The 24,072-nt window shown below is 68.8% G+C and carries 20 protein-coding genes; 9 read left to right on the plus strand and 11 right to left on the minus strand.

From position 1 onward, the window contains the following. Positions 1-265: 265 nt before the first annotated feature. Positions 266-838, minus strand: coding sequence for an isochorismatase family protein (locus ACFYSC_RS22360; RefSeq protein WP_389964749.1), 573 nt, complete (start codon positions 836-838; stop codon positions 266-268). Between the two features lie 4 nt (positions 839-842). Then, on the minus strand, positions 843-2,126 hold the full coding sequence (locus ACFYSC_RS22365; RefSeq protein ID WP_389965190.1) for a nicotinate phosphoribosyltransferase: 1,284 nt from the start codon (positions 2,124-2,126) through the stop codon (positions 843-845). 108 nt (positions 2,127-2,234) lie between these two features. On the opposite strand from ACFYSC_RS22365, the gene clpS reads away from it, so the two are divergent. From clpS to ACFYSC_RS22395, 6 genes are all read left to right on the plus strand, one after another. Then, positions 2,235-2,504: an ATP-dependent Clp protease adapter ClpS gene (clpS, locus tag ACFYSC_RS22370; RefSeq protein ID WP_389965193.1), complete on the plus strand. Its 270-nt coding sequence runs from the start codon at positions 2,235-2,237 to the stop codon at positions 2,502-2,504. 172 nt (positions 2,505-2,676) lie between these two features. Beyond that, positions 2,677-3,210 (plus strand): DUF2017 domain-containing protein, encoded by a 534-nt coding sequence (locus ACFYSC_RS22375; RefSeq protein ID WP_389964752.1) that lies wholly within the window; start codon positions 2,677-2,679, stop codon positions 3,208-3,210. Between the two features lie 223 nt (positions 3,211-3,433). After that, positions 3,434-3,850, plus strand: coding sequence for a M67 family metallopeptidase (locus tag ACFYSC_RS22380; RefSeq protein WP_362930534.1), 417 nt, complete (start codon positions 3,434-3,436; stop codon positions 3,848-3,850). A 401-nt stretch (positions 3,851-4,251) separates the two neighbouring features. Next, a complete protein-coding gene (locus ACFYSC_RS22385) occupies positions 4,252-4,530 on the plus strand; it encodes a MoaD/ThiS family protein (protein ID WP_179819177.1) in 279 nt (92 codons plus the stop codon). Positions 4,531-4,798: 268 nt separating this feature from the next. After that, complete coding sequence (locus tag ACFYSC_RS22390; protein WP_389964757.1) at positions 4,799-5,746, plus strand: PLP-dependent cysteine synthase family protein; 948 nt, start codon at positions 4,799-4,801, stop codon at positions 5,744-5,746. 224 nt (positions 5,747-5,970) lie between these two features. After that, the gene (locus ACFYSC_RS22395; protein WP_389964760.1) at positions 5,971-6,804 is read left to right on the plus strand and encodes an SAM-dependent methyltransferase; all 834 of its coding nucleotides are present in this window, start codon (positions 5,971-5,973) and stop codon (positions 6,802-6,804) included. A 94-nt stretch (positions 6,805-6,898) separates the two neighbouring features. Here the strand turns inward: ACFYSC_RS22395 and ACFYSC_RS22400 are convergent, their stop codons facing one another. From ACFYSC_RS22400 to ACFYSC_RS22425, 6 genes are all read right to left on the minus strand, one after another. Further along, positions 6,899-7,267 (minus strand): hypothetical protein, encoded by a 369-nt coding sequence (locus tag ACFYSC_RS22400; protein ID WP_389964763.1) that lies wholly within the window; start codon positions 7,265-7,267, stop codon positions 6,899-6,901. 53 nt (positions 7,268-7,320) lie between these two features. Then, positions 7,321-7,650: a type II toxin-antitoxin system Phd/YefM family antitoxin gene (locus ACFYSC_RS22405; RefSeq protein WP_362930544.1), complete on the minus strand. Its 330-nt coding sequence runs from the start codon at positions 7,648-7,650 to the stop codon at positions 7,321-7,323. Positions 7,651-7,930: 280 nt separating this feature from the next. Then, the gene (locus tag ACFYSC_RS22410) at positions 7,931-8,410 is read right to left on the minus strand and encodes an AAA family ATPase (protein ID WP_389964766.1); all 480 of its coding nucleotides are present in this window, start codon (positions 8,408-8,410) and stop codon (positions 7,931-7,933) included. 216 nt (positions 8,411-8,626) lie between these two features. After that, entirely contained in the window at positions 8,627-8,749 is a 123-nt protein-coding gene (locus ACFYSC_RS22415) for a hypothetical protein (RefSeq protein ID WP_362930548.1), read from the minus strand. A 35-nt stretch (positions 8,750-8,784) separates the two neighbouring features. Further along, positions 8,785-9,495, minus strand: a complete 711-nt coding sequence (locus ACFYSC_RS22420; protein ID WP_389964769.1) for a DUF6461 domain-containing protein — start codon at positions 9,493-9,495, stop codon at positions 8,785-8,787. A 66-nt stretch (positions 9,496-9,561) separates the two neighbouring features. Further along, on the minus strand, positions 9,562-16,245 hold the full coding sequence (locus ACFYSC_RS22425) for a DNRLRE domain-containing protein (RefSeq protein WP_389964772.1): 6,684 nt from the start codon (positions 16,243-16,245) through the stop codon (positions 9,562-9,564). Positions 16,246-17,012: 767 nt separating this feature from the next. On the opposite strand from ACFYSC_RS22425, the gene ACFYSC_RS22430 reads away from it, so the two are divergent. Then, the gene (locus tag ACFYSC_RS22430; protein WP_389964775.1) at positions 17,013-17,840 is read left to right on the plus strand and encodes a hypothetical protein; all 828 of its coding nucleotides are present in this window, start codon (positions 17,013-17,015) and stop codon (positions 17,838-17,840) included. A 126-nt stretch (positions 17,841-17,966) separates the two neighbouring features. On the opposite strand, the gene ACFYSC_RS22435 is transcribed toward ACFYSC_RS22430, so the two are convergent. Continuing rightward, positions 17,967-18,380, minus strand: coding sequence for an ATP-binding protein (locus ACFYSC_RS22435; RefSeq protein WP_389964778.1), 414 nt, complete (start codon positions 18,378-18,380; stop codon positions 17,967-17,969). Between ACFYSC_RS22435 and ACFYSC_RS22440 the strand changes: the two genes are divergently transcribed. Both ACFYSC_RS22440 and ACFYSC_RS22445 read left to right on the plus strand, forming a co-directional pair. Further along, the gene (locus tag ACFYSC_RS22440) at positions 18,381-19,184 is read left to right on the plus strand and encodes a helix-turn-helix domain-containing protein (protein WP_389964781.1); all 804 of its coding nucleotides are present in this window, start codon (positions 18,381-18,383) and stop codon (positions 19,182-19,184) included. A 32-nt stretch (positions 19,185-19,216) separates the two neighbouring features. Continuing rightward, positions 19,217-19,531, plus strand: a complete 315-nt coding sequence (locus ACFYSC_RS22445) for a DUF397 domain-containing protein (protein ID WP_389964784.1) — start codon at positions 19,217-19,219, stop codon at positions 19,529-19,531. Positions 19,532-19,818: 287 nt separating this feature from the next. Here ACFYSC_RS22445 and ACFYSC_RS22450 read toward each other — a convergent pair whose 3' ends face one another. After that, on the minus strand, positions 19,819-21,393 hold the full coding sequence (locus ACFYSC_RS22450; protein ID WP_389964787.1) for an alpha/beta fold hydrolase: 1,575 nt from the start codon (positions 21,391-21,393) through the stop codon (positions 19,819-19,821). Between the two features lie 474 nt (positions 21,394-21,867). Further along, positions 21,868-23,952, minus strand: a complete 2,085-nt coding sequence (locus ACFYSC_RS22455; RefSeq protein WP_389964790.1) for a DUF3352 domain-containing protein — start codon at positions 23,950-23,952, stop codon at positions 21,868-21,870. Between the last annotated feature and the right edge of the window lie 120 nt (positions 23,953-24,072).

Raw genomic sequence — 24,072 nt, forward strand, 5'->3', positions numbered from 1 at the left:
GGACACCACCGTGAGATCGAAGAGCGTTTCCGCTCTCCGTGATACTCCTGCCACGGCCGGTGGTGTCGGCCTTGGACGTTCCGTGACCGTCCTTTACGAACGGATCACCGGGGCCTTCGCCCCCGGGGACCCGGGGAACGGCCGCGCCGTTCGGGCGCGGGACCGGCCTCCGGTCATCGGGGCGTCACCCCGGGAGCGATCGTGCCGTCCGGGTGCGGGACCGGTCCCCGAAACGGGCGCGCCTGTCCGGCGGACGCCCCGCCGCTCAGGCGCCGACCACCGGCTCGCCGCTGAGCTCGACCCCCGCGGCGCGCAGCTCGGCCAGCGCCCGCTCGGTGGTCGGCCGGGCCACCCCCGCGGTCAGGTCGAGCAGCACCCGTACGGCCAGCCCGCCGGCCGCCGCGTCCAGCGCCGTGGCGCGCACGCAGTGGTCGGTGGCGATGCCGACCACGTCCACCGAGTCCACACCGCGGTCGGCGAGCCAGCGGCCCAGGGGGGTGCCGTCGGGCGCGGCCCCCTCGAAGCCGCTGTAGGCGGCGGCGTGGGCGCCCTTGCTGAACACCTCCTCGGCGAGGGAGTCGTCGAGGGCCGGGTGGAACTCCGCCCCCGGCGTCCCGGCGACGCAGTGCGCGGGCCAGGAGTCGACGTAGTCGGGCTCGGCGGCGAAGTGCGGGCCGGGGTCCACGTGGAAGTCACGGGTGGCCACCACGTGGTCGTAGCGGTGGGCGGCGGCGTGCCGCGAGACGGCGGCGGCCACCTCCGCCCCGCCGCTCACCGCGAGGCTGCCGCCCTCGCAGAAGTCGTTCTGGACATCGACGATGATCAGTGCATTCGTCACGAAGCTAGTCAAACACGGTCGGAAGGACCGCGTCTCCCCGGGAGAGATGGTGGGCGTCCGAGGGCAGCTCCGCCAGCGCCTCGCGGTGCCAGGCACGCGACGCCTCCAGGCTCTCGCGGCCGACGACCTCGCCGCCGCGCACCAGCGGCACCTGGAGCGGCCGGGCGCCCGGCACCTGGAGCGGCCCGGCGTCCGGATCCCGGAGCGGCCCGGCGTCCCCGGCCTCCCCGGAGGTGAAGACCAGCTCGGCGTCCGCCGTACCGGAGGCGTCGAGCCGCCGGAAGGCGCGCTTGCGGCCCCCGCGGCTGGGCTTGCCCACCGACTTCTTGGCCACCGGCGCGAGTACCCCGGAGGCGTCCTCGCGGGCGACGAGCTTGTACACCATCGCGGCCGTCGGCACACCCGAGCCGGTGACCAGGGACGTGCCGACGCCGTAGCCGTCCACCGGGGCCGAGGCCAGCGACGCGATGGCGTACTCGTCGAGGTCGCTGGTGACGATGATCCGGGTCTTGTGCGCGCCCAGCGCGTCGAGCTGTGCGCGGACCTCCGTCGCGACCTCGCACAGGTCGCCGGAGTCGAGCCGCACCGCGCCCAGTTCGGGACCGGCCAGCTCCACGCCGGTCCGCACCGCCTCGGCGACGTCGTAGGTGTCCACCAGCAGCGTGGTGCCCGCGCCGAGCGAGACGATCTGCGCCTGGAAGGCGTCCCGCTCGGAGTCGTGGAGCAGCGTGAACGAGTGGGCCGCCGTCCCGGCGGTCGGCACGCCGTACAGGTGGCCGGCCATCAGGTTGGAGGTGAAGGAGAAGCCGCTGAGGTAGGCGGCGCGCGCGGCGGCGACCGCGGACCTCTCGTGGGTACGGCGCGAGCCCATCTCGATGATCGGCCTCCCGGCCGCGGCGTGGACCATCCGGGCGGCGGCGGTGGCGATCGCGCAGTCGTGGTTGAGGACCGAAAGGATCACCGTCTCCAGCAGCACGGCCTCGGCGAACGTGCCCTCCACGGTCATGATGGGGGAGCCGGGGAAGTAGCACTCGCCCTCGCGGTAGCCGTACACGTCGCCGGAGAAGCGGTAGCCCGCCAGGAAGTCGAGGGTCGGCTCGTCCACCACCTCGCCGTCACGGAGGAACGCGAGCTCCTCGTCGCCGAACCGGAAATCCTCCACCGCGTCGAGCACCCGGCCGATCCCGGACACCACGCCGTACCGCCGCCCGCCGGGCAGCTGCCGGGCGAAGACCTCGAACACCGCGTGGCGGGACGCCGCCCCGCTGCGCAGCGCCGCCTGCAGCATCGTCAGCTCGTAGTGGTCGGTCAGCAGCGCGGTGCTCGTGGAAGTACTCACGATTCGAAGACTATGGGGACGGTAGGGCAGACTGTTCCTGTGGGTGGCATCGCTCCGATGGAGGTCGAGCGTCCGGAGACGGACGTCCGGCCAGACCTGCCATGGGTCACCGTCGTCTGGAACGACCCGGTCAACCTCATGTCCTACGTCACGTACGTCTTCCAGACCGTCTTCGGCTACTCGCGGGAGAAGGCCGAGAAGCTCATGCTCGACGTGCACCAGAAGGGCAGGGCCGTGGTCTCCAGCGGCACCCGCGAGGAGATGGAACGCGACGCGCAGATCATGCACTCCTACGGCCTGTGGGCCACGGTGCAGCACGACTCGTGAGCCGCGCCGTGGAGGTCCCTTCGGAGCCGGGTTCTCCCGGCGACCCGTCACGGGGCCGTGCGGCGGCGGGGTCCGTCGTGGGACCTTTCCGGCGGCGAGGTTCGTCGCGGGGCCGTTCCGGCGGCGGGCGACGGCGGACGAGTGAGGACAGGCGAATGAAGGCAGGCGGCCGGTGAGTTCGGGATTCAGGCGAGGACACGAGGGCGGGGTGATCGCCGTCTTCGAGGACGCCGAGGTCTCGATCCTCCGCTCGCTCGCGGCCCAGATCCTCGACCTGATCGAACCGCCCGAGACCGGTGACGACCCCCTGGAACGCGCCCTCGGCATCGGGCCCTCCACGCCGTCCGAGCCGTCCGGCGACCCGGTGCTGGCCCGGTTGTTCCCCTCGGCGTACGAGGACGACCGGGAGGCCGCCGCGGACTTCCGCCGCTACACCGAGGCCACCCTGCGCGACGGCAAACGGACCGACGCCCGGACCGTGCTCGACAGCGCCGCGCCCGGCCGGGTCGAGCTCACCCGCGAGCAGGCCCACTCGTGGCTGCGCGCCCTCAACGACGTACGGCTGGCCCTCGGCACCCGCCTGGAGGTGACCGAGGACGTCCACGAGGAGTTCGCCGAGCTCGCCGAGGACGACCCCCGCTACCCGGCGTACGTCACCTACGACTGGCTGACCTACCTCCAGGACACCCTGGTCCGCGCCCTCTGACCGCCTCCGGATCCGGGGCGCGTCCCGGCGGCGGCGTCCCCGGCGGGTCCGGGGCCCGTCCCGGCGCTGCGTCTTCGGCGCGGACGGCCCCGTGTGACGGCGTTCCCCCTGCCCGGGGGATTCCGGGTGACGGTGTCTCCCCATCAGGGCGGGTCCGGGCGTCCCGGGTTCCCACCCCAGGTCACGACGCGGGTCCTCCGGGGCGCTCTGGTACCTTCCAGGCATGCTCACGATCTCTCGGGAACTGGCTGACAGGATCATCGCCCACGCCAGGGCCGACCACCCGGACGAGGCGTGCGGGGTGATCGCCGGTCCGGCCGGTTCCGACACACCCGAGCGGTTCGTCCCGATGGAGAACGCCGAGCGGTCGCCCACCTTCTACCGCTTCGACTCGATGGAGCAGCTCCGCGTCTGGCGGGAGATGGACGACCGTGACGAGGAGCCGGTGGTCATCTACCACTCCCACACCTCCACCGAGGCGTACCCCTCGCGCACCGACATCAGCTACGCCTCCGAGCCCGGCGCCCACTACGTGCTGGTCTCCACCCGCGAGGAACTGGGGGAGGACGCGGAGTTCCGCTCCTACCGGATCATCGACGGCGTGGTGGAGGAGGAAGAGGTGAAGATCGTCCCCGCGTGACCGCCGCCGTGCCGCCGCGGGCGCCCGCCGTACGGGCGCGGATCGCAGAGGAGGCCGTACGGTGCCTGCCGCTCACCGCATGGAACGCGGACCGGCGCTTCCCGACGGGCACCGGCATAGGGCGTAATCCTCCTTTTCGGTAAACTGACCACGCCGACCATCGACCCGAGCCAGGAGGACCGACATGCTGTCACGTCCCTGCGCGCGGGCCCGGCACACGGGCCTGGCGCCCGTGCAGACCTACCTCTTCGCGCACACTCCCACCGTCGTCGTCTACGACTGTCGCTGAACCACGGCTTTCCGGAAAACCCTGCAACCCCGCCCGGAATCCCCCTGTGCCCGCCGGTGTTCTGATCCGGGGGGCGAGCACTCTCATGACGACACAAGGAGATTGACCCGCGATGGCCATCGAGGTTCGCATTCCGACCATCCTGCGCACCTACACCGACGGCGCCAAGGCCGTCGACGCCAAGGGCGCGACGCTCGAGGAGCTGATCGGCGACCTGGAGACCCGGCACCCCGGGCTGCGGGACCGCCTGGTCGACAAGGGCGCGCTGCGCCGCTTCGTGAACGTCTACCTCAACGATGAGGACGTCCGCTTCCTGGGCGGTCTGGAGACCCCGGTCTCCGACGGCGACACCGTCACCGTGCTGCCCGCCGTGGCCGGCGGCGCCCGCTAGGACCTGCCTCGCGGATCCCCGCCCCGGCGGAGGGTCCGCATGACGGGGCTCTTCCAGGCCCTCCGCCGTCACCGGCCCTCCGGCGGGCCGGTGACGCGCCACTTTCCGGCTCCCGCCGCGCCGCAGGGCACGGCCGGTGCCGGGACACCACGAAGGTCCTGCGGCGCGGCTGGGCACGGCCGGCGCGGGAACACCACGAAGGTCCCGCCGTGCGGCCGGGTACGGCCGGCCGCCGGGACGCCACGAAGGACGACGCGGAAGCCACACCATGCGCTTTGACTCACTGATCGACTCCGTCGGCCGCACCCCGCTGGTCGGCCTGCCCCGGTTGTCCCCTTCCGAGGACGTGCGGGTCTGGGCCAAGCTGGAGGACCGCAACCCGACCGGTTCGATCAAGGACCGCCCGGCGCTGTGGATGATCGAGCAGGCCGAGAAGGACGGGCTGCTCAAGCCCGGCTGCACGATCCTGGAGCCCACCAGCGGCAACACCGGCATCTCGCTGGCCATGTCGGCCAGGCTCAAGGGCTACCGGCTGATCTGCGTGATGCCGGAGAACACCTCCGAGGAGCGCCGCCAGCTCCTGCGCATGTGGGGTGCGGAGATCATCTCCTCCCCGGCGGCCGGCGGCTCCAACGAGGCGGTCCGGGTGGCCAAGGGCCTGGCCGCCGAGCACCCCGACTGGGTGATGCTCTACCAGTACGGCAACCCGGCCAACTGGCGCTCCCACTACGAGACGACCGGCCCGGAGATCCTCGCCGACCTGCCGTCCGTCACCCACTTCGTCGCGGGCCTGGGCACCACCGGCACCCTCATGGGCGTCGGCCGCTTCCTGCGCGAGCACGTCCCCGACATCAGGATCGTCGCCGCCGAGCCCCGCTACGGCGAGCTGGTGTACGGCCTGCGCAACGTCGACGAGGGCTTCATCCCCGAGCTGTACGACCCCGAGGTGCTGACCACCCGCTACTCGGTCTCCTCCGGCGACGCGCTGCGCCGTACCAGGGAGCTGCTGGCCACCGAGGGCATCTTCGCCGGGGTCTCCACCGGCGCCGCCCTGCACGCCGCGCTGGGTATGGCCGCCAAGGCCGTCAAGGCGGGGGAGCGGGCCGACATCGTGTTCGTGGTGGCCGACGGCGGCTGGAAGTACCTGTCCACCGGCGCCTACGAGGGCACCCTGGACGAGGCCGAGGAACGCCTGGAGGGCCAGCTCTGGGCCTGACGCCGTAGCCCCGCGTGAGGCTGTGACGGTGCGGTACGGTCGTTGACACCGTCCCTGCCAGGGGGAGGAAGTGAGCCCGGGCTTACCGCCGGAACCGGCGGGACCCCGGGCTTCGCGTTTTCCTGGCTTACCGGGAGACGGGACCCTTCTGGGCGATTGCTACAGAATGCAAACGATATTCCGACTTGCCCTCTTTGTGGGTCAGGTTCGGAGATCATCTGGGCATGGCAGAGCACCATCGTGCACAGGAGTCACACGAGCTCAGGCCACACGTTCCGAACGTGGCCCGCATGTACGACTACTTCCTCGGCGGGAAGGACAACTTCGCCGCCGACCGGGACGCCGCCGAGAAGATCATCGCCATCACCCGCGAGGCCGGAGGCGACCTGCGCCTGCTGGCCCGCGAGCACCGGGCGTTCCTCGGCCGCGTGGTCCGCACGCTCGCCGGGATGGGGGTGCGGCAGTACCTCGACATCGGAACCGGGCTCCCCACCAAGGAGAACGTCCACGAGGCGGCCCAGCAGGTGACGCCCGACGCCCACGTGGTGTACGTCGACAACGACCCGGTGGTGCTGGTGCACGCCCGCGCGCTGCTGCGGGACGACCGGCACACCCGGATCGTCGAGGCGGACCTGCGCGACCCCGCCGGCATCGTGGACCACCCCGAGGTCCGCGCCTTCATCGACTTCGACCGGCCGGTGGCCGTGCTCCTGATGGCGATCCTCCCGTTCATCACGGACGAGGAGGACCCCGGGCGGATCGTCCGCGACCTCACCGCCCGCCTGCCCTCCGGGAGCCACGTGGCCATCTCCCACTTCTGCGCCGCGCAGACCAGCCCCGACCTCGTCCAGGAGGCGCAGGACGTCTACGCCCGGACGGGACCGACCGGGATCACCCTCCGCAGCCAGGAGGAGATCCTCGGGCTCTTCGACGGCCTCGAACTCCTCGACCCCGGCGTCGTCCCCATCAACGCCTGGCGTCCCGACCGGGAGGAGGAGGCGGCGCCCGCCGACTTCAGCCGCCCGTCCTGGCTCGGCGGCGTCGCCCGCGTACCCTGACCTGTCCCGGACCGATCGGCGGTCGAGGCCGGGGCCCTCGACGAGACCGAGGAGCGACCGAGGCCGACTTCTGGCCCGGCGTACTGTGTCACCCTCAACTCATGTCGTCCGGTGTGAGCAGCCCGAGGCGAAGCGCCGCGCGCTCGTAGACGTCCATCTGAGCTCGGGGACCGACGGCGAGGATCTGGATGAGAGGAAGCGTTCGCGGGCGATGAGCAGGTAATTCGCGGTAGACGATGCGCCAGCGTGCGAGCCTGGGGATCTCGTCGAAGTAGAGGCGGCGGCATCCGGTGAGATCAGGGTCGGCCGTGCCGATGAGTTCTCTCCCGCGTTCCTCTCCGTACATGAGGTTCTGGATCCGAAGGACCGCGATGCTTCGGAGGCGGTGTGTCGGAAGGTTCTTGAGGTCGTCATGGACCTCGGGCCTCAGCCGGACATCGAAGATGCGTTCACGGGGGGACATGATCCGGAGAGTAGCTGATTCATGACTCTCCGGAGTCATGTTGGGGCATTGCGTTATGCGGCTGACTCCCTCCCGGGGGGAGGGGCGGCGCAAGGCTCCTCCAGGTCTATTCCGAGGGAATCCGCCACCTCCTCCAGGGTCAGATCGGATTCGGCCGTCGAGTTCGCGAGGCGGTCCCGGATAAGGGGGGCCAGTTGGATCTCGTCGATGAGATCCGCGAGCTTCTCATAGAGTTCGAAGCTGATGATCACGGCTTCGGGCTTGTAACGGCGACCGATGACGACCGGTTCGGCCTGGAGGCCCTCTTCGCCGATGCGGGCGATGGTCTCGCTGAGCTGGGCGCGGGCGGTGGAGATTGGTTCCACGTGTACGAACTTCGCCATGCCGTGATCGTAGCACCACGGAAAGTCACTTGTACAAGTAGTTGTACAACTTTTCGTCGCGTCTGAACGTGTCCTGACGGGCGGCCGGCTGGCCGATCGGATCACGCTTCCCCTTCTCCTGGAATGACCGTCAAAACGGGGGAGCCGGTCGACCGACAGCGTGTTCGTAGTGGCCGACGGTAGCTGGAAGATCCGTCCATCGACGCTTATGAGGGCACTCGGGCGAGGTCGAGGAGCACCTGAAGGGGCGGCTCTGGCCTGACGCCGTATCCTGCCGCGCTCACGGCCTCGTCCGCGCCAGCGCCTCAAGCTGCTGGACGACCCTGTCGATCGGCGCACTAGCGTCGATCTCGGCGGTGCAGGTAGCCCGGAGCAGCGGCTCCACGTCGGCCAGGTCGCGCAGGATGGCCTCACGCTCCTCAGGATGCTTGCCGAAGGGGTTGTTGGTCCGCGTCGCGATGCGCGCGAGCATGATCTCGGCGGGAGCGCTGAGCAGGACGATGTGGTCGAACCGCGGGTAGAACCGCCCCTGGTTGGTCTTGCAGCCGGCCACGAAGAGGGTGCCCTCGCGGTGGCCGGTGAGCAGGTCGTCGATGGCCGGCTCCCGCCACGCCCAGTCGGTGGATCCGTCCGGCAGGGTCACCCAGTGGCTCCACCGGCCGCTGTCGGTGTCGACGGCGCGATGGCCCCGGGCCGCCAGCATCTCCATCGCGGTGGACTTGCCGGTGCCGGACATGCCCGTGACCAAGACCTTCGCCATCGGCCGAGACTACCGCGCCACCCCGAACTGCCGGAGCTGACAGGACCCCGGACTTCGCGCTTTCCCGGTCGATCACAGCGCAGTCGGAGGAGCGTGATCCCTGCCGCTGCTGATGTCGTTGCCGCGATCCTCTACAAGAACGAATCTGGCGGGTCGCTCCTGCCTGCGCGGGGACAATGCTCCCCGTGAAGGCGGGGCCGTCGCTGTGCCTTCGGATCAGGCGGCACGGTACTCGTCATCGATCTGGTCCGGCAGGAATGACGCGGGGATGCCATGCCCGATCAGGAAGCGGCGCTCACGCTCGAACACCTCGCGGGTGTGGCAGGCGTAGGTGGCCACATCTCAGAGGAGAGCGTGTCGCGAAACGGCCCCTCCTAGTCGTCGATCAGGTAGCAGGAATGGGTGCCTCGCATCCAGTCATGTCCGAACTCCGTGCCGGTGACGCGGCCGACGAGCACGAAGGCGGAGGTGACGCACTCCGCGAGGGACGGGCTGTAACCGTCCAGAGACAGCTGGGTGAAGTCCTCCCACTCGGCGGGCATGTCCTCCTCGTCCTCCTCCCCATGGGTCTCCGACCACTCCTCGTAGGCGAGCCAGCCGGGCAGCAGATCGGGATCGGTTCGCCAGCTCGTGTCCGCCCAGTCGAACCGCAGCCCTTCCGCATAGGCGTCGAGCGCGTACGGGTCGCCGCCGCGACGGGCCTTGGGCCGAGTGATACTCATCTCGGTCAGGTAGCTGCCGTCGGCCGCGTATAGAAGGGTGCCGGGATCATTCACATGCCGGCTCAGCCCAAGCGCCCGGCCGCCCATCGACAGCTCGTCGAGGGCGTCGATGGCCTGAACGCCGTGGTACTGCACCACTTGGGTCCATCGGTCATTCAACCGGCCGATCCATACCGCGCCCTCGTCTTCGGAGAAGTCGTGCTTCTCCAGTTCCGCCCAGCTCAGCTGAACTTCGCTCCCGAGATTCGCGCCCATGAGCCGCGCCGTATCATGCACTCCCCAGTTCTCCACCCATAGGCCCAGGAACTCCTGGCCCATGCCGTAGGACCGGATGAGATGCCACAGCCGCTCCTCATCTCTCACTTTTTCTCCTCGCGAATCGGGTAGAGGCCGCCGGTACGGCTTTCGCCGCGCCGGCGGCCCACGTTTCTACTTGATATGCACCCAGAACTTGTCGTTGGCGAGCACCCGATATCTGGCGTAGAAGATATTCAAGTGCCTGCCGGCGCTCGTGTTCTGGCTACCCAGGATGCTCTTCACCGAGAAGTTCTTCGCCCCATACCTGTCATGGACGAACGCGGCGCCCTGCTTGGTCGAGGCGAACGGGAACTCATCGCACTGCTCCCATTTCGTCTTGTTCTTCTCGCCCGTTAGCTTACGCGGCCGATCATCGAAGAACTCATCGCAGACCTCGTCCTTCGCGTCCTGGTTGGCCGTGTACCGTGGGTCCTTGCTGGTGATTCTGGACAACGCCTCCCCGCTCGGCCACTTGCCGGGGAAATGCTTGGGCCCGTCCGTCTTGAAGGGCACGGTGTCCTGTGGACGGGTGTAGGCCAGCTCGATATGACGGGCGACCGCTCCGTTGTCGAGGTCGAGACGTGACATCTCGTAGACCCGGCTCGAACCGTAGAAGACACATCCGCCTCGGTAGGTGGCCGTCTTCGCACCCATGGAGAGACTGTCGCAACGAACGGTGGGCGCCCCCGCGGACTTGTCGTTCTCGGGCTTACCCCACGCGGAGACCGCGATCTTGTCCCAGTTTCCCGCGTGCACCGGGTCGTTGTAGACCATCCAGGGGCGGATCGAGCATCGGCTGGCCCTTCCCGTGCCGAAGGTCGAATGGAAGATGAAGACGTCGTCTCCGTCGTCCATCCACTTCTTCACGTTCCCGGTGCGGGTCAGGCCGCCGTTGTCTCCGGAGGAGAACACCTTGACGCAGTCATTGGTGCCTCCGACGACGTCCACCTGCAACTTGAAGCTCTGGTACAGGTCATCAGGATCCGTACCGCCCAGGCCGAGCAACATGTTCCAGAAGTCGTCGTCCGCCGTCCAGAAGTTGTCGACTCTGGTCCAGACCTTGATGTCGCGGGGTGACAGGCTGGTTCCCGCTCCGCCGATCACGCTCAGCCCGTCGGCGGAGCCGAGGTAGCTGTGCATGACCACGGTCATGTCGAAGTTGAGGTAGTCCTCCACCCCGGTGGTCGTCAACATGCACTTGCAGTGCTTGTTGTACTTCGTGCTTCGCTCGTATATCGCGAAACTGAGGTGACGGCTCCAGCAGCCGCTGTAGGGCGCGATGGAGTCCCACCCTTCGCCTCCGTTCCAGATGTCGGAGCCGCCAGTGCGCTGGTCGCGGCCTCGCTCGCAGTCCTCCAGGGACATGTGGTCGTACTTGAAGTCGTCCGACGCCAGCGTGGACGCCTTCGCCGGTGGCGAGGCGAGCGGAGCCGGTGTGGACTGCGGCGCCTGAAGAGCGGTGATCTCCGCCGGTGTCAGGTTCTTCAGGTGAACACGGACCTCGTCGATGCTTCCCACCATGGCGCTGCCCACGGTCATGAGCCGGGCGGCGTCCCAGGTGGGGAAGGTGAGCGTGGCCGTACCGATGGCAGTGCCGTTGAGATGGATCGTGGCCGTCTTGGTGGCCGCGTCGTAGACACCGGCCAGGTGGAACCACTCGCCCACCGGGGGCTCCACGCCGGAGCGTACGCCCTCGACGGTGGCATCGGCGGAGTCAGCGCTGGTGAAGGTGAACACCAGCCCATGCTCAGGGTCGTTGCCCAGCCGGAAGGGAGCCTGGTGGGTGCCCTTCTGCTCGACGACGCTGTAGGTGCCGTCCTTGTCGTTCCAGCGCAGCCAGGCGGCCACGGTGAAGCTCTGGTCGGTGCGGATGACCGGTCCGGCGGTCTGAGCCAAGGGCTCTTCGCCGGGCTGGGCGACGTCGACGGTGACCTGCTGCCAGTCCGACCAGGTCGAGGAGGCCTGCTCGGTGACCGCGCGGACCCGCCAGCGCACCTTCCACCCGTCGGTCAGCTTCCCGGCGGGGACGGTGAGGCTGGCCTGGGTGCCGGAGACGACGTTGTCGGCGCTGCCGGTCCAGATCTGACCGCTGCCCTGCCCCGCAGGTGCGGCCGGGTCATGCTCGATCTCGGCTTCAGCCCGTAGTGCCTGGCCGGTTGGGTCGGTGACGGTGGCTTGCAGTGTGGGAGTGAGCGTGGTGCTCACCGCGACGCCGTCTACCACCTTCAACGGGGTGATGGTCAGGCCGGTTGCGGTGGGCTTGGGCAGACTGACGGTGAAGGACTGCCAGCCTGACCAGGCGGAAGCGGTGGTGGCCGAGACCGCGCGGACCCGCCAGCGCACCTTCCACCCGTCGGTCAGCTTCCCGGCGGGGACGGTGAGGCTGGCCTGGGTGCCGGAGGCGACGTTGTCGGCGCTGCCGGTCCAGATCTGACCGCTGCCCTGCCCCGCAGGTGCGGCCGGGTCATGCTCGACTTCGACCTCGGCGCGCAGTGTGCCTCCGGCAGGGTCGCTCACCTGGGCCAGTAGGCTGGGAGTGCGAGTGGGGGCGACGGTGGTGCCGTCCACCTGCTGGGATGGGGTGACCTGCAACGCACCCACAGCCGGTTCGGAGACCGGATCGGACACGTCGACGATGAGAGTTTGCCAGTCCGACCAGGGCGAACCTAGGGCGGTGGCGGGGTTTATCGCACGAGTCCGCCAGCGCACCTTCCACCCGTCGGTCAGCGTGTTCGCCGGAACAGTCACGATGGCCTGGTTGCCGGAGACGACGTTGTCGACCGCACCGGTCCAGACCCGCCCCGATCCCTGACCGGGGACGGCCGGGTCGTGTTCGAGTTCGAACTCGGCCCGTAGCGGCTGGCCGGCCGGGTCGGTGATCGTGGTGTGCAAGGCCGGGGTCAGGCTGGTGGTGACGGTGACGCCGTCCACCTGCTGAGCGGGGGTGACCTGGAAAGAGCCGACCGCCGGGTTCGGTACGTCCACGGTGGCCTGCTGCCAGTCCGACCACGCCGAGGCGCTCGATGCGGCCGCGTTAACCGCCCGGGCCCGCCAGCGCACCTTCCACCCGTCCGTCAGTTTCCCGGCCGGGACGGTGACCGTGACCGGGCTACCAGAGGCCACTGCGGCCGAGGCACCCGCCCAGACCTGGCCGGTGCCCTGGCCGGGAGTGGCCGGATCGTGCTCGATCTCGAACTCACCAGTCAGATTGCCGCCGATGACATCGGAGACGGTGGCGGTCAGTTGCGGGGTGAGCGAGGTGGCGGTGGTGTTGCCACCGGTGCTCTGGGCTGGAGTGATAGCTAGACCGCTCACCTGCGGAACCGAGGTCGGACCGGAGGTGGTGATGGTCAGCGTCGGCGGCCGGTTGAAGTCGGAGGTCTCCTCGGCTGAGGGGAAGACCCGGTAGTTGTCGGCGGTGTTGGCCTCGTTCGGGTGGCGCAGCATCAGCCCGTGGTTGGCCGAGCCGTTCGCCCAATCCTGGGCGATGCCGGTGATGTTCCACTCCAGCGGCGCCACACCCTGAGTACAGCTTTGCCCGAAGGCAGTCGTGTTGGTGACGGCGTCCTCTGTGGTCGCGGCGGGCTTGTTGCTCCAGTGCAGGTTGTTCTCATCCCAGGCCGCGGTCACTCGGCGCACCTGAAGGCCCGGCCCGACCGCGGTGCCGCAGCCCTGGGCGTCGATGTTGAGCAGCGACAGCCTGGCGTCGCTCACCGTCTGCCCGGCCAGGCCGGCGGTGTCGAAGCGCAGGTAGATCCGTGACAGCGAGCCGTACATGCGTCCGGCCGTCAGGTACCAGGCGGTCGGATCGGCGGGCCACTCGGCATCACTGCTGTCGGCGACCTCCACGTCATTGTTGAATGGCAGCGTGGTGGTCGGATCTACCCGCACCGGGTACGTGGTGGCCGGGTCGGTCAGGAACGCATGATCGGGCTTGAGCACCAGCTCGGTGCGGCCGTCCTTGACCACCACATCGGTGGCGACCTTGGCGTGCCGTGCCTTGGGTGAGCCGCCCTTGGCCAGACGATCCTTGGCCTGGGAAGCCTTGGTGCTCGCCTCCCACATGGCCGGCTGCGGCGCTGAGGCGATCAGCTTCTTGCCCTTACCCTTGGTAAGAAACAGGCGTCCGTCTTTCCCCTCGGACAGGGTCAGACCGTCGGCCTGCACACCGATGCGGATCTCCAGCGGCTTGGTGGGTCGCTTGTGTAGCACCACGTCATGCCGGAACCCAGTCGGCAACGCCGTCACCACTAAGTCGGCGCCCACGCCTGCGGCATCGGCGTAGGTAGCGACATTGTCCTTGATAGTCGGCTTGGGCAGCGGGATCGGCCACGTCAGCGCGTAGGATTTCCCATCGGCGGTCATCTTCACGAAGGGGTCCGTGCCACCACCGGAGATCTCCACGGCCGCGCCTTCGGCAAGGGCCTTGGGCCACAGCTTGCCACCCTGCTCGGCCAGCGTGGTGTTGATCGGCACCCATGCGTCGTTCTGCCGGGTCCGCACCGGGCCGGCCGTGATCTCGGTCTTGAAACTCTTCCCATCCGGCTGGGCGTAGGTAATGCTGGTGGCGGTCGTCTCGTCGTCGACTTCGACGGCCTTACCCTGCTTGGCCGCTGCCTGGGAGGCAGCGATCCGCGCCTGCGACGGCACGTTGGAAACCGCGTTGCCGTTTTTCCCCACGATCCACGCCGCCGTGTCGTTCAGGCTCGCGTTGTGACCGTTGCCCGACGAGTCGGCCGTGGTGGAACCTGTACCTTCGTCGAGCTTCCAGTGGGCGGCCAGCGTGCTGACCGTGAACGACCACGGGTGGGGGTCCATCTTATTGTTGGAGCCGTCGCGAGCCCCACTGACCAGCGCGGTGTATTTGGCTCCTGGCGTCAGCGGTCGGCCTGGCGTGAACGTCAGGACCTTGTTGCCAGCGTCCATGATTGAGGTGCCCTCGACCACCGCATCCTGGGCGTCTTTGACCGCGATGACGGCGTCGGTGACCGCCTCGTTGAACGTCGCGGAGATCTTGGCGGAGGGCAACGCGTCGGTCGAGTCCTCCATAGGGCTGACCGCGCTCACCTCCGGGTCGAATTCGTCCATCTCCGGATCGACGTCCGTGGTCCAATCCTCGCCTGGCAGGGGCGTCAGGTTCTCTGGACCCACGAAGTACGGCGTGGCCGCGTTGCTCTCCAGCCTCTCGGCGAGCGCGTCCGACATGGGCCCGAGGTCGATGACGGAGGAGTCAGCCTGTCTGGCCAACGCGAGCGCCTCTTCCGGCGTGGGCTTGGACCGCCTCGGAGCGCCGCTCTCCGTCCAGTGCAGGACGCTCCGCTCGACTGTCGCGGGCTCGTACTCGACCATAAGGGTGGGCGGGTGGCGGAAGCCCGGGTAGGGGCTGCCGCCGTATTCGCTGGCGTAGTACTGGCGCCAGTTGATCGCCGGGCTCTCAGTGACCGCCCGCAGCAGCAATCCGTGGTTGGGCACGCCCTCTTCAATCCAGGCGCGGGCCATGCCGGAGATCCGGTGGACGAGCGCCTCTTCCTTGGCGCACCACCCAGTGGCATTGGGGTCGATGCTGTAGCCGTACTCGTTGCCGCTGCCGCCCTCGGCTCCGTTGTTGGAGGGCTGGTTGTTCCAGCTCAGGTTGGTCGACGTGCCATCGAGGGTCCACGGGGAGGTAACGCGGGAGGCCACGATGCCCGACCTGATCTCACCACACAGCTGGTTGTTGGGCCCGCCGGACTTGTAGTTCCACACATACAGGTCCGCGTCGATGACCCTGGCGCCCTCCAGCTCCGGGACGGTGGTGTTGAACTTCAGGTATACGCGGGCGATGTCGGCGCTGGTCTGCGTGGTGCCCACGCGCAGGTATCCGGCCGAGGCGTTGTTGGCGCTGGGGCTGTTCTTGTTGACCCAAGCGTCGGTGGGGACGCCGCCGCCGAACCATTCGGAGGCGGCCGCGATCGTCACCGGGTAGGTCACCGCTGGGTCGGCCAGGAACGTCGCATCTGGGGTGAACACCAGCTCGTGGGTCTTGCCGGAGGGTTCCACGCTTGCGGTGACCGGGAAACTCTTGCCCTTCTCAGGCGAATTCTCCACCTTGGCGTCCATCGCGGTCAGCACGATCGGCGCCGCCTTCGGCTGTCCCTCGGCGTCCTGCAGCTGCGGCTGCCCCTCGGCGTTCTTGCCGAACTTCGTGTCCTTGGGCAGCGTGAGCGGCAGCCGCACCGTCACTGGGCCGGTCGGCTTGTGTCGGAAGACCACCTGGGAGACGAACCCGTCGGCCAAGGCCAGCACCACCAGGTCCGCCCCTGGTGCGACGGCGTCGGGGTAGGTGATCGTATTTTCGGAGATCTTGGGTTCCGGCAGTGCCCGGCTCACGCCCAAGCCGCTCTTGCCCTCTTCCCCGGTCGCTGACACCAGGTGCTTGGTGCCGCGTCCGCCGAAAGTCAGCGGGGTCTTGACCCGGGCGGCTTGCAGTTTGCCGTCGCGGGTCACGATGCGGGTGTCGATGGGCTCCCAGACGCCGCTGTCGGGGTTCTTCAACTGGACGGGCCGGGTGTGCAGCTCGGCACGCAGGTTCTTGCCGTCGGGGTCGGCCCAGACCTTCATGGTCTCGGTGGAGCGGGAGGGAACCTCGACGGGTTTGCCGGACTTGACGGCCTTGTCCCAGGCGCTCTTGAGGGTCGGATCTGAGGCGGCGCCTGGTGGTGTCGTCGATGCGGAGGCCGGGGTGGGGGATGGCGTGGGGCCCTGGGCGATCGCGGGCGCGCTCATGAGCGAGAGCGGCAGCATCAGCGTTGTGATCAGGGCAACGCGGTGGTGCATCCGGGCGGATGAGCCAGACGCTAATCGGCGTGTTTTCACTCACGACCTTTCGAACATATGTATCAAAACGAAGCTATCGTCACATAAAGCAAAGGGATAAGTAAAGATTGTTTTCGGTATCGGGAAAGTGCTGCTCCGTGATCACCACACGTCGTCCACTCGCAGGCGCAGCCACGATCCGCTTGTGGCCTTGAGAATTTCGTCTGCCTTCGCGAGCCGTTCAGGGCGCCGCGAAGCGTGATCGGATTAACCGGACCGTGACAGGGGGGACTGGCCGACGACCGTTGTGTCGCTGAGACCGAGCAGAGGGAGCGGCTCACCGAGCGGCTGTCCATGAGGAAGATCGTCACCGCGCTGGACGCCGCCCAGCAGGAAGCGGCCGACGATGGTTATGGAGCGGTGGACACCGCGCTGGCCCTGTACGAGCTGATGCGCGAGCACGTGGCCTGTACCGACGACACTGCTCTCCGACTATCTGCCGCATCGGCGGCGCCTCCACCCTCAAGCGGCACCTGCTCTCCGTCGGGACATGACCGGCCAGTACGGTGAGCGCGTGAGTGGCGCCCCAATCCTCGGCAGCCGGATCACTGGCGGCATGAAGGCACCATGCCGCTCACCTCCTCGGGATCGGCGGACACCGATCCGCGCGACTCCACCGCACCGAAGATCTTCGCCATGATCCATCACCGGTGTGGGAGCCTGGGCGCGTGGCGGTCGAGTGGTCCCGGGAGGAAGCCCTTGAAGCGGTCAGGGCGTGCCTGCCGGGTATGAGCGCGATGACGGACGGGTGCTCCGGCCTCGATGTCGTCATGGAGCCGGACAACCTGCTGGTGGTCTTCCGCTGGCGGCGGGATCCGAACGTGTACGCCGTCGAGGTCGCGTTTCCGGCGACGCCCACGAGTCCGTGGACCGGCTTACCGGTGACCTCGGCGTACGAATGGGCCGCGGACGTCATGGCCGGCCTCTCGGAGAACCTCGCGACCGGATTGGTCCTCCGGAGCCGCCGGAAGGTCCGCGACGGGTATGTCGTGCTGGACGCCCGTGATGCCGTGGACGTCTGCCCCGCCGGTTACTTCATCGACTCGGTTCCCCTCGTCGGCGCGCCTTCCTCCTCGCGGCCGCCCTTCTCATGGTCGTGGCGGAGACGGACCCATGTCACCTGGGGGCCGCCGGAGGAGTCGGTTCCCCTGCCCGCGTCCGAGGTGGGCTCCTGGCTGGCCGGAGCGGGGATGGACGTGAGCCTACCCCGGCGGCTGATCGCCGAGGCGAGGCTTGCCTGCTGGCTGCAGGCCCATGTCGACAACGACCGTGGAGAACCCTACGTCGGCCAGGTGGTCGCGTCCTGGGAGGACGCGCGGTGCGCCACCGCACGTCTCGACCTGGTGCACACCAAGCCCGGCGTCCCGTCGGAGGTACGGGGTGCGTTGGTGCGTTCAGCGGTCCGCATGGTGACCGAGAACGGTGCTCTGCACGTGGTCACCGCGCTCGATGTTCCCGAACTGCACGGGCTGGGGTTCCGGCCCGCGAACGGTGGCGGTCTCACGTTGCGTACCAGCGACGCCGACCGGTCGTCGGCTCCCGTCGCCGAGGGCTGACCCCAGGCGTCGCTCGTCCGTCTCGTCCGAGGCCGGACCTCCGCGAGACCAGGGTGGAGACCCTCCGCGGGCGCATCCATGGAGGATTGCTCGCCATCGATGCGGGCGATGAGCGGGACGCCGGGTTCACGAACTCCGGCCGGAGAGCTGGAACCAGACGATGCGGCCAGCGGCGGTCTCGTACCAGCCCCAGGCGGTGGCCAGCTCCTGGACCAGCCACAGGCCGCGCCCTCCGCTGCCGTCGCCGTCGGCGTCCGAGCACAGGGCGGGGCGGCACCCCTCGGATCCGGCGTCGATGACGTCGATGTGGAGCGTTCCAGAGTGGTTGGCGACGGCGACGAGGACCCGGCCGCCGGGGACGCGGCCCGAGTCGGAGTGCCGTACGGAGTTCGTCACCAGTTCGGTGACCAGGAGGAGGGCGTCGTCGGTGTGCGGGTGCTCGGTGTCGTCCAGCAGGTCGCGGACGTAGCGGCGCATCCGGGGGACGGTGGCGAACTCGGCGGGCAGCTCGACCTGCCCGAGCAGTCCCAACGCCCTCAATTGAGGGAGCGCAAGGCTCTGACTCTTGAGGAGGCGGCCGAGCGTGTCGGCTGGTCCATGGCGAAGGTCTCCCGTATCGAGACGGCCCGTGTCGGGATCACCTCCCCTGACCTCACCCGCTTGCTGGACCTGTACGAACTGGACCCCGCCAAGCGGACCGCTTTGCACGCGTTGGCGCGAGCGGCACGAACCAAGGGATGGTGGGACGCCTACACGGACTCGTTGCCCAGCGACTATGCGACCTATATCCAGCTTGAAGCAGAAGCCGCATTCATCCGTAGTTTCGACGGCATGCTCGTCCATGGACTGCTTCAAACGGAGGACTACGCCCGTGAAGTGATCCGGTCGGCTCTGATGGCTCTGTCACCGCCCGCGGAGGTCGAACGCCGTGTTGAGGTCCGGCTGACCCGTCAGAACCTTCTTCTGCGCGAGGAGAGCCCGCTCCGGTTCTGGACGGTGATCGATGAGGCTGTCCTCGCTCGGCAGATCGGCTCGGAGGCGATCATGCATGATCAGTATGTCAAGCTCGTTGAACTTGCTGAGCAGGACAACGTCACGATCCAAGTGCTTCCATTCACCGCCGGAGTTCATCCCGCCACCTCTGGGACGTTCGCCATCATGGAGTTCCGCGAACCTTACGATCCTGACGTGGTGTACGTCGAGAGCATGACGAGTAGCTTGTACGTGGAGAAAGATGTCGAAATGTACTGGTACACGCTTGCTTTCGATCACCTCCGAGCGGCGGCGCTCGGCCCCGATGAGTCGAGAGCATTGATTTCAAAGATGGCGGAGAAGACCTTCTGAGAACAGCCTGCGCTCGATCGAAGGGTGAATCGATGAACGTGTCCCGCATTACGTGGCGCAAGAGCAGTCTTAGCGGAAACGGTTCAAACTGTGTTGAGGTTGGTGTCTGGCGCAAGAGTTCCTTGAGTGCCGCACAGGACTGCGTGGAGGTCTCCGCATGGCGGAGAAGCTCTCTCAGCGGTAGCGGTCAAAACTGTGTCGAGGTGGCCGCTGGATCCCAGCCCGACCGCCTCTTCCTGGTCCGTGACTCCAAGGACCCCGAAGGTCCGGTGCTCTCCTTCGCCCCAGCCGAGTGGGACGCCTTCCTCGTCACCGTCAAGAGCGGCGCACTCGACGCGCTGGCCTGACCGGCTTTTCGACGGCCCAGATGCCGGCGGCAAGGAGGTGAAGAGGCTGTTCGGAAGACGCGGACCAGGCCCGGATGCCGACCGAGTGAAAGCGATGACTCCGCGGCATCCGGAGCCAGCCGGACGGGCAGGAAGGACATGAGCCCTACGCCACCGGTGCCCACTCGCCGGCGAAGGCTTCCGTCTACCTGATCGCGAGGTCCATGGCCCGGCCCGGTAGCGACCGGTTCGGCTCGGTATGGAAAAGGGCAGCGCCCGCGGAGGCGGACGCTGCCCCGGGGTGTGGATCAGTCGGCGTGGACCGGGCGGCCGGTCCTGGTGAGGGACGGGTTCTCCGCCGGCCTCCTCGCGGCGGACGGCTCCGTCGGGTACTCGGGAGCGCAGCGGGTGCCGGGCTGCGGCACCTTGAGCTCGATCAGATAGTTCGCGATCGTGTCGTGGGCGCAGACGCTGTTGCGGAACTGGCCGTGCCCGACGCCCTCGTACTCCAGCAGGACCGACTGCGGGATCTGCTGCGCGGCCGCGTGGTTCCAGGCCGCCGGGGTGCCGACGTCGTGGCGGGCGGTGGCCACCAGGATGGGCGGGGTGTCACCGATGCTGAGCCGGTGCTGCGGGTTGGAGACGGGGCCCTGCCAGTTGAGGCAGCTCGTCACGTCGGACCAGAACGGCGAGAGCTTCGTGTGGGGGGCGATCGTCTCAAGGCGCCGCCGGTACTGGTCGAGCTGGGCGAAGCTCGTGACGTCCCACTTCCAGTCGGAGCACCAGATGGCGGGGTAGGGGTTGGCGACCGCTTCGGCCTTAGCGGTGAACGAGGGCGGCGGCGCGGCGCCCTCGGCGAGGGCCTTCAGCCAGTCGGCGGCGTCGAACCAGTCACTCGGGGCGTACATGTAGTCGAACAGCCCCACCCGCAGTTCCTCGGCGGAGATCAGGTGTCCGTCGGCGGGGTCGGTGAGGTCTCTGGCCGTGGCCCTGGTGTGCAGGCCGTCCCACACGTCGACGACCTTCTCGTCGTGCAGCGCACAGGCCGCGGTCTCGCCGCACCACTCGGCGAACTCGAGGAAGCTGCCCTCGAAGTCCTCCGTCGTGGTCTTCAGGTAGTGCCACGCGGAGGTGATGCTGTGGTCCATGTTGGAGTCGATCGCCATCGCCCGGATGTTCTGGGGGAACATCTCGGCGTACTGCTGGCCGACCTGCGTGCCGTAGGAGATCGCGAAGAAGCTGACCTTGCGTTCGCCGAGCGCGATCCGGATCGCGTCGACGTCGCGGGCCGCGCTGGTGGTGTCCACATGGTCGAACAGCGGGCCGGTCCGCGCGCGGCAGTCCCTGGACAGGTCCGCGTTGAACGTCAGGAGCGACCGGTATTCGGCCTCGCTGGCCGGATAGGTGACCGGTGTGCGGTCGACCAGGTCCTCGCTGCACACCGCCTGCGTGCTGCGGCCGACGCCGCGCGGGTCGAGGCTGACCAGGTCGAAATACTGGCGGACGGGATCGCTGTCCGGGATGCCGCGGTTGAGGATGAGCGAGTTGATGCCCGAGCCGCCGGGGCCGCCGGGGTGGACGACCAGCACGCCGATCCGCTTGGCGGGGTTCAGCGCCTTGAGCCGTCCGATCGCCAGGTTCAGGGTCGGCCCGTTCGGCTTCTTCCAGTCGATCGGCACCTTCAGGGTCGCGCACTCACCCTTCTGGGTGGTGCCGCACTCCGTCCAGGTAGGCGGCTCGGAGGGGCGCCACTGCGAGGCGGAGGCGGTCTGGGCGGCGGGCTGCTCGGCGGAGGGCCGCTCAGCGTGGGCGAGGGCCGGGTGCGTGAACGAGGCCGTCAGAGCGAGCCCCGCGAGCGCGACGGTGAACAATCGCGTCTTCATGGATTCCTTTCATGAGCGTGCGCCGTGTGCGAGGGGGCGGCGACGGGTCAAGGACGTACGGAGACGGCCTTGACCTGGGCGGGTGGCACTCGCCGGTGAAGCGAGTGCTACGGCGCCGGTCATGGAGGTTCACCCGGATCCCTTTGCGACGCCCGCCCCCTGGGCGGCATGAGAACCTGACGGGAACGTTCAGGAACCCACGCCCGAAGATCGCAAGTAGACGGGTGGATCTTGTCGTAGTCCGCATCCGGCCGCAAAGGGTTTCAGCCCTGGCTGAAAGGGATGCTTCGCCCAGGGCCGTACCGGGCCGGCGTCATGGGGACCCCTGCGGCGGACGATCTGTGCCGTGAACGGCCGGAGCCCGGCGACGGGTGGTCGCCGGGCTCCGTTCCAGGGCGTGGACCGGGTCTTCTCCCGGTCCCGGGCCTCACGTGACGGCCGGCCGTACGGCCGCCGGGCGCGAGGTAGGGCGGGTCAGTCGAACAGCACCCGCAGGGAGAAGGTCATCTCGTCGCCGGAGGCGGTGCCGCTCAGGCCCACGGCGCGCAGGGCCTGGAGGTTGGCCTTCTCCTCGCCCTGCATGCTCTTCAGGTAGAGGGGCTCGATCTTGTTGAGGTCGGCGAAGAGGGCGAAGGTCGCCTTGTCGCCGTCGGGGATGGCCTGCTTGAAGCTCTCGCTGTCGCCCAGCTCGCCGTCCTTGGACAGCGCGGTGGCGTACTCCTGGGTGCTGGCCACCGTGAACACGCCGTCGCCCGCGACCTTGCCGAGCTGCATGGGGGTGCCGGACTGGGAGAGCGCCTTCTCCAGCTTGCCGAGGACCGCCTGGGCCTTGGCCGGGTCGGTGGTGATGCGGGCGCCGACCCTGGGCTGGTTGTCGGTGAGGCCGTTGGCGTCCAGCGCGACGGTGAGGTTCTCGCCGAGCAGCGTCACCAGGTCGGCCGGGAGGGCCAGCCCGGTCTGCTGCTGGATCTGGGCGACGGACTGCTTGAGGCGTCCGCCGGCGGCCTGGTCCGCCGAATCGATGATCTTTGGCCACTGCTTGGAGACCGCGTCGCCGAGGCCGGAGATGGAGACCGCGCCGACGGTGGAGGCGGGCAGTCCGCCCATGCCGTTGGCGACCGGGTCCGCGAGGCCCTCGACCGGCTGTGCGCCGCGGGTGACGCCGGCCACTTCGGCGTAGGAGCCGTCGAAGCGGAGCGCCGCGGCGATCCGGGCGTTCTTGAGGGTGTCGAGGGCCGTGGTGTTGCTCTTGGACTCCTCGGGGAGGAACGGGATCATCCGTCCGGCGTTCACCCAGAACGACAGCACGCCGGTCTCGCCGAGCGCGCCCAGGTCGCCGGAGAAGTCGGCGTCGTCGGACAGCGGGGGCGCCTGCGCGGCCTGGTCGGCCTCCGCCTTGGTCTCGGCCACCAGCGCGTAGTCGTCACGGAAGGCGATGCCGTGCTTGTCCTCGCTCATCAGCTTGTCGATGCCGGCCTTGGCCTTGGCCTCGTCGGTGACCTGGATGGCGACCACGGGCCTCGGCTCGCCGCCGCTCTTGGCCGGCGGGAGCACCGCCACGCCGATCCGGCTGCCGAGCCACGGCTCGACGTCGGCGGCGTAGTCGACCTTGGCGAGATCGTTGCCGTCCTTCGTGAGCATCGAGTACAGCGCCTTGCGCGGGTCGTCGCCCTTGAAGGAGTCCCTGGTGTTCGAGAACTTCTGCGCGATCTGGAAGAGCGCGACCTTCTGGCCGGCGGCGGGGTCGAGGTCCAGGCGGGCGTAGACGATGGCGTTGCCGGGCAGCACGTCGTGCGGCTGGGTGCCGCCGCCGCTGAGCAGGTTGACCGCGTAGAAGCCGCCGCCGCCCACCAGGGCGGCGATCAGGACGGCGATCCCCGTGATCAGCATGCCCTTGCCGCTCCTGGGCCCCTTGCGGCGGGCCGGAGGGGACGCGGGGTGGCCGGAGCCGAGGATCTCGGTGTTCTGCCCGCCGCCGTAGGGCGGCTGCTGGCCGTAGGCCGCCTGGCCCCCATACGGCTGGCCGCCGGAGGGCTGGCCCCCGTACTGCTGGCCGCCGTAGGGCTGCTGGCCCGCGCCGTGGGACGCCTGGTCACCGTAGGGCTGCTGGCCGCCGTACGGCTGCCCGCCGGAGGGCTGGCCCCCGTACTGCTGACCGCCGTACTGCTGGCCTCCGGACGCCTGGCCGCCGTAGGGCTGCCGGCCGTACGGCGTCTGCCCGGACGCCTGCTGCCCGTAGGACTGCTGCCCGTAGGGCTGGCCGGAGGACTGGCCGTAGGGGGGCTGCTGGTGGGCGGCCTGCTCCTGCCCGCCGTACGGCGTCTGCCCGGACGCCTGCTGCCCGTAGGGGGGCTGGCCGTAGACCTGGGTCTGGTCGTACCCGGAACCGCCCTGGGGGTGACCCGGCTGCGGCGGCTGCTGCGGGTAGCCGCCCTGCTGCGGGTGCCCCGAGGCGGGCGGTGGGACCCGCTGGGTGGCGTCGTTCCAGGGATAGGGGGACGTGCCGTCGGGCTGCCAGCCGGGGCCGGGAGGCTGGCCAGGGGGGTTGTTGGGAGACATGCTCTCTCACAATGTGGATTTAGTGGGTAAAGCGAAAATAGTGGACTTCGGTAGCCGGGCGCTTGCATTGCACTAACCGTGAGACCGCCTGTCAGGGCGGAGCCGGGGGCCGGAGCCTCT

The organism is Streptosporangium sp. NPDC004379 (assembly GCF_042873875.1).
Lineage (GTDB): Bacteria > Actinomycetota > Actinomycetes > Streptosporangiales > Streptosporangiaceae > Streptosporangium.

Bases quoted from the DNA above. Each gene is read 5' to 3' on its own strand.
- ACFYSC_RS22450 (WP_389964787.1), bottom strand. From the start codon at position 21,393: ATGAAGACGCGATTGTTCACCGTCGCGCTCGCGGGGCTCGCTCTGACG.
- ACFYSC_RS22385 (WP_179819177.1), top strand. From the start codon at position 4,252: ATGGCCATCGAGGTTCGCATTCCGACCATCCTGCGCACCTACACCGAC.
- ACFYSC_RS22365 (WP_389965190.1), bottom strand. From the start codon at position 2,126: ATGCTGCAGGCGGCGCTGCGCAGCGGGGCGGCGTCCCGCCACGCGGTG.
- ACFYSC_RS22425 (WP_389964772.1), bottom strand. From the start codon at position 16,245: ATGCACCACCGCGTTGCCCTGATCACAACGCTGATGCTGCCGCTCTCG.
- ACFYSC_RS22405 (WP_362930544.1), bottom strand. From the start codon at position 7,650: ATGGCGAAGTTCGTACACGTGGAACCAATCTCCACCGCCCGCGCCCAG.
- ACFYSC_RS22395 (WP_389964760.1), top strand. From the start codon at position 5,971: ATGGCAGAGCACCATCGTGCACAGGAGTCACACGAGCTCAGGCCACAC.
- ACFYSC_RS22430 (WP_389964775.1), top strand. From the start codon at position 17,013: ATGAGCGCGATGACGGACGGGTGCTCCGGCCTCGATGTCGTCATGGAG.
- ACFYSC_RS22445 (WP_389964784.1), top strand. From the start codon at position 19,217: ATGAACGTGTCCCGCATTACGTGGCGCAAGAGCAGTCTTAGCGGAAAC.
- ACFYSC_RS22410 (WP_389964766.1), bottom strand. From the start codon at position 8,410: ATGGCGAAGGTCTTGGTCACGGGCATGTCCGGCACCGGCAAGTCCACC.
- ACFYSC_RS22390 (WP_389964757.1), top strand. From the start codon at position 4,799: ATGCGCTTTGACTCACTGATCGACTCCGTCGGCCGCACCCCGCTGGTC.
- ACFYSC_RS22380 (WP_362930534.1), top strand. From the start codon at position 3,434: ATGCTCACGATCTCTCGGGAACTGGCTGACAGGATCATCGCCCACGCC.
- ACFYSC_RS22455 (WP_389964790.1), bottom strand. From the start codon at position 23,952: ATGTCTCCCAACAACCCCCCTGGCCAGCCTCCCGGCCCCGGCTGGCAG.
- clpS (WP_389965193.1), top strand. From the start codon at position 2,235: ATGGAGGTCGAGCGTCCGGAGACGGACGTCCGGCCAGACCTGCCATGG.
- ACFYSC_RS22400 (WP_389964763.1), bottom strand. From the start codon at position 7,267: ATGTCCCCCCGTGAACGCATCTTCGATGTCCGGCTGAGGCCCGAGGTC.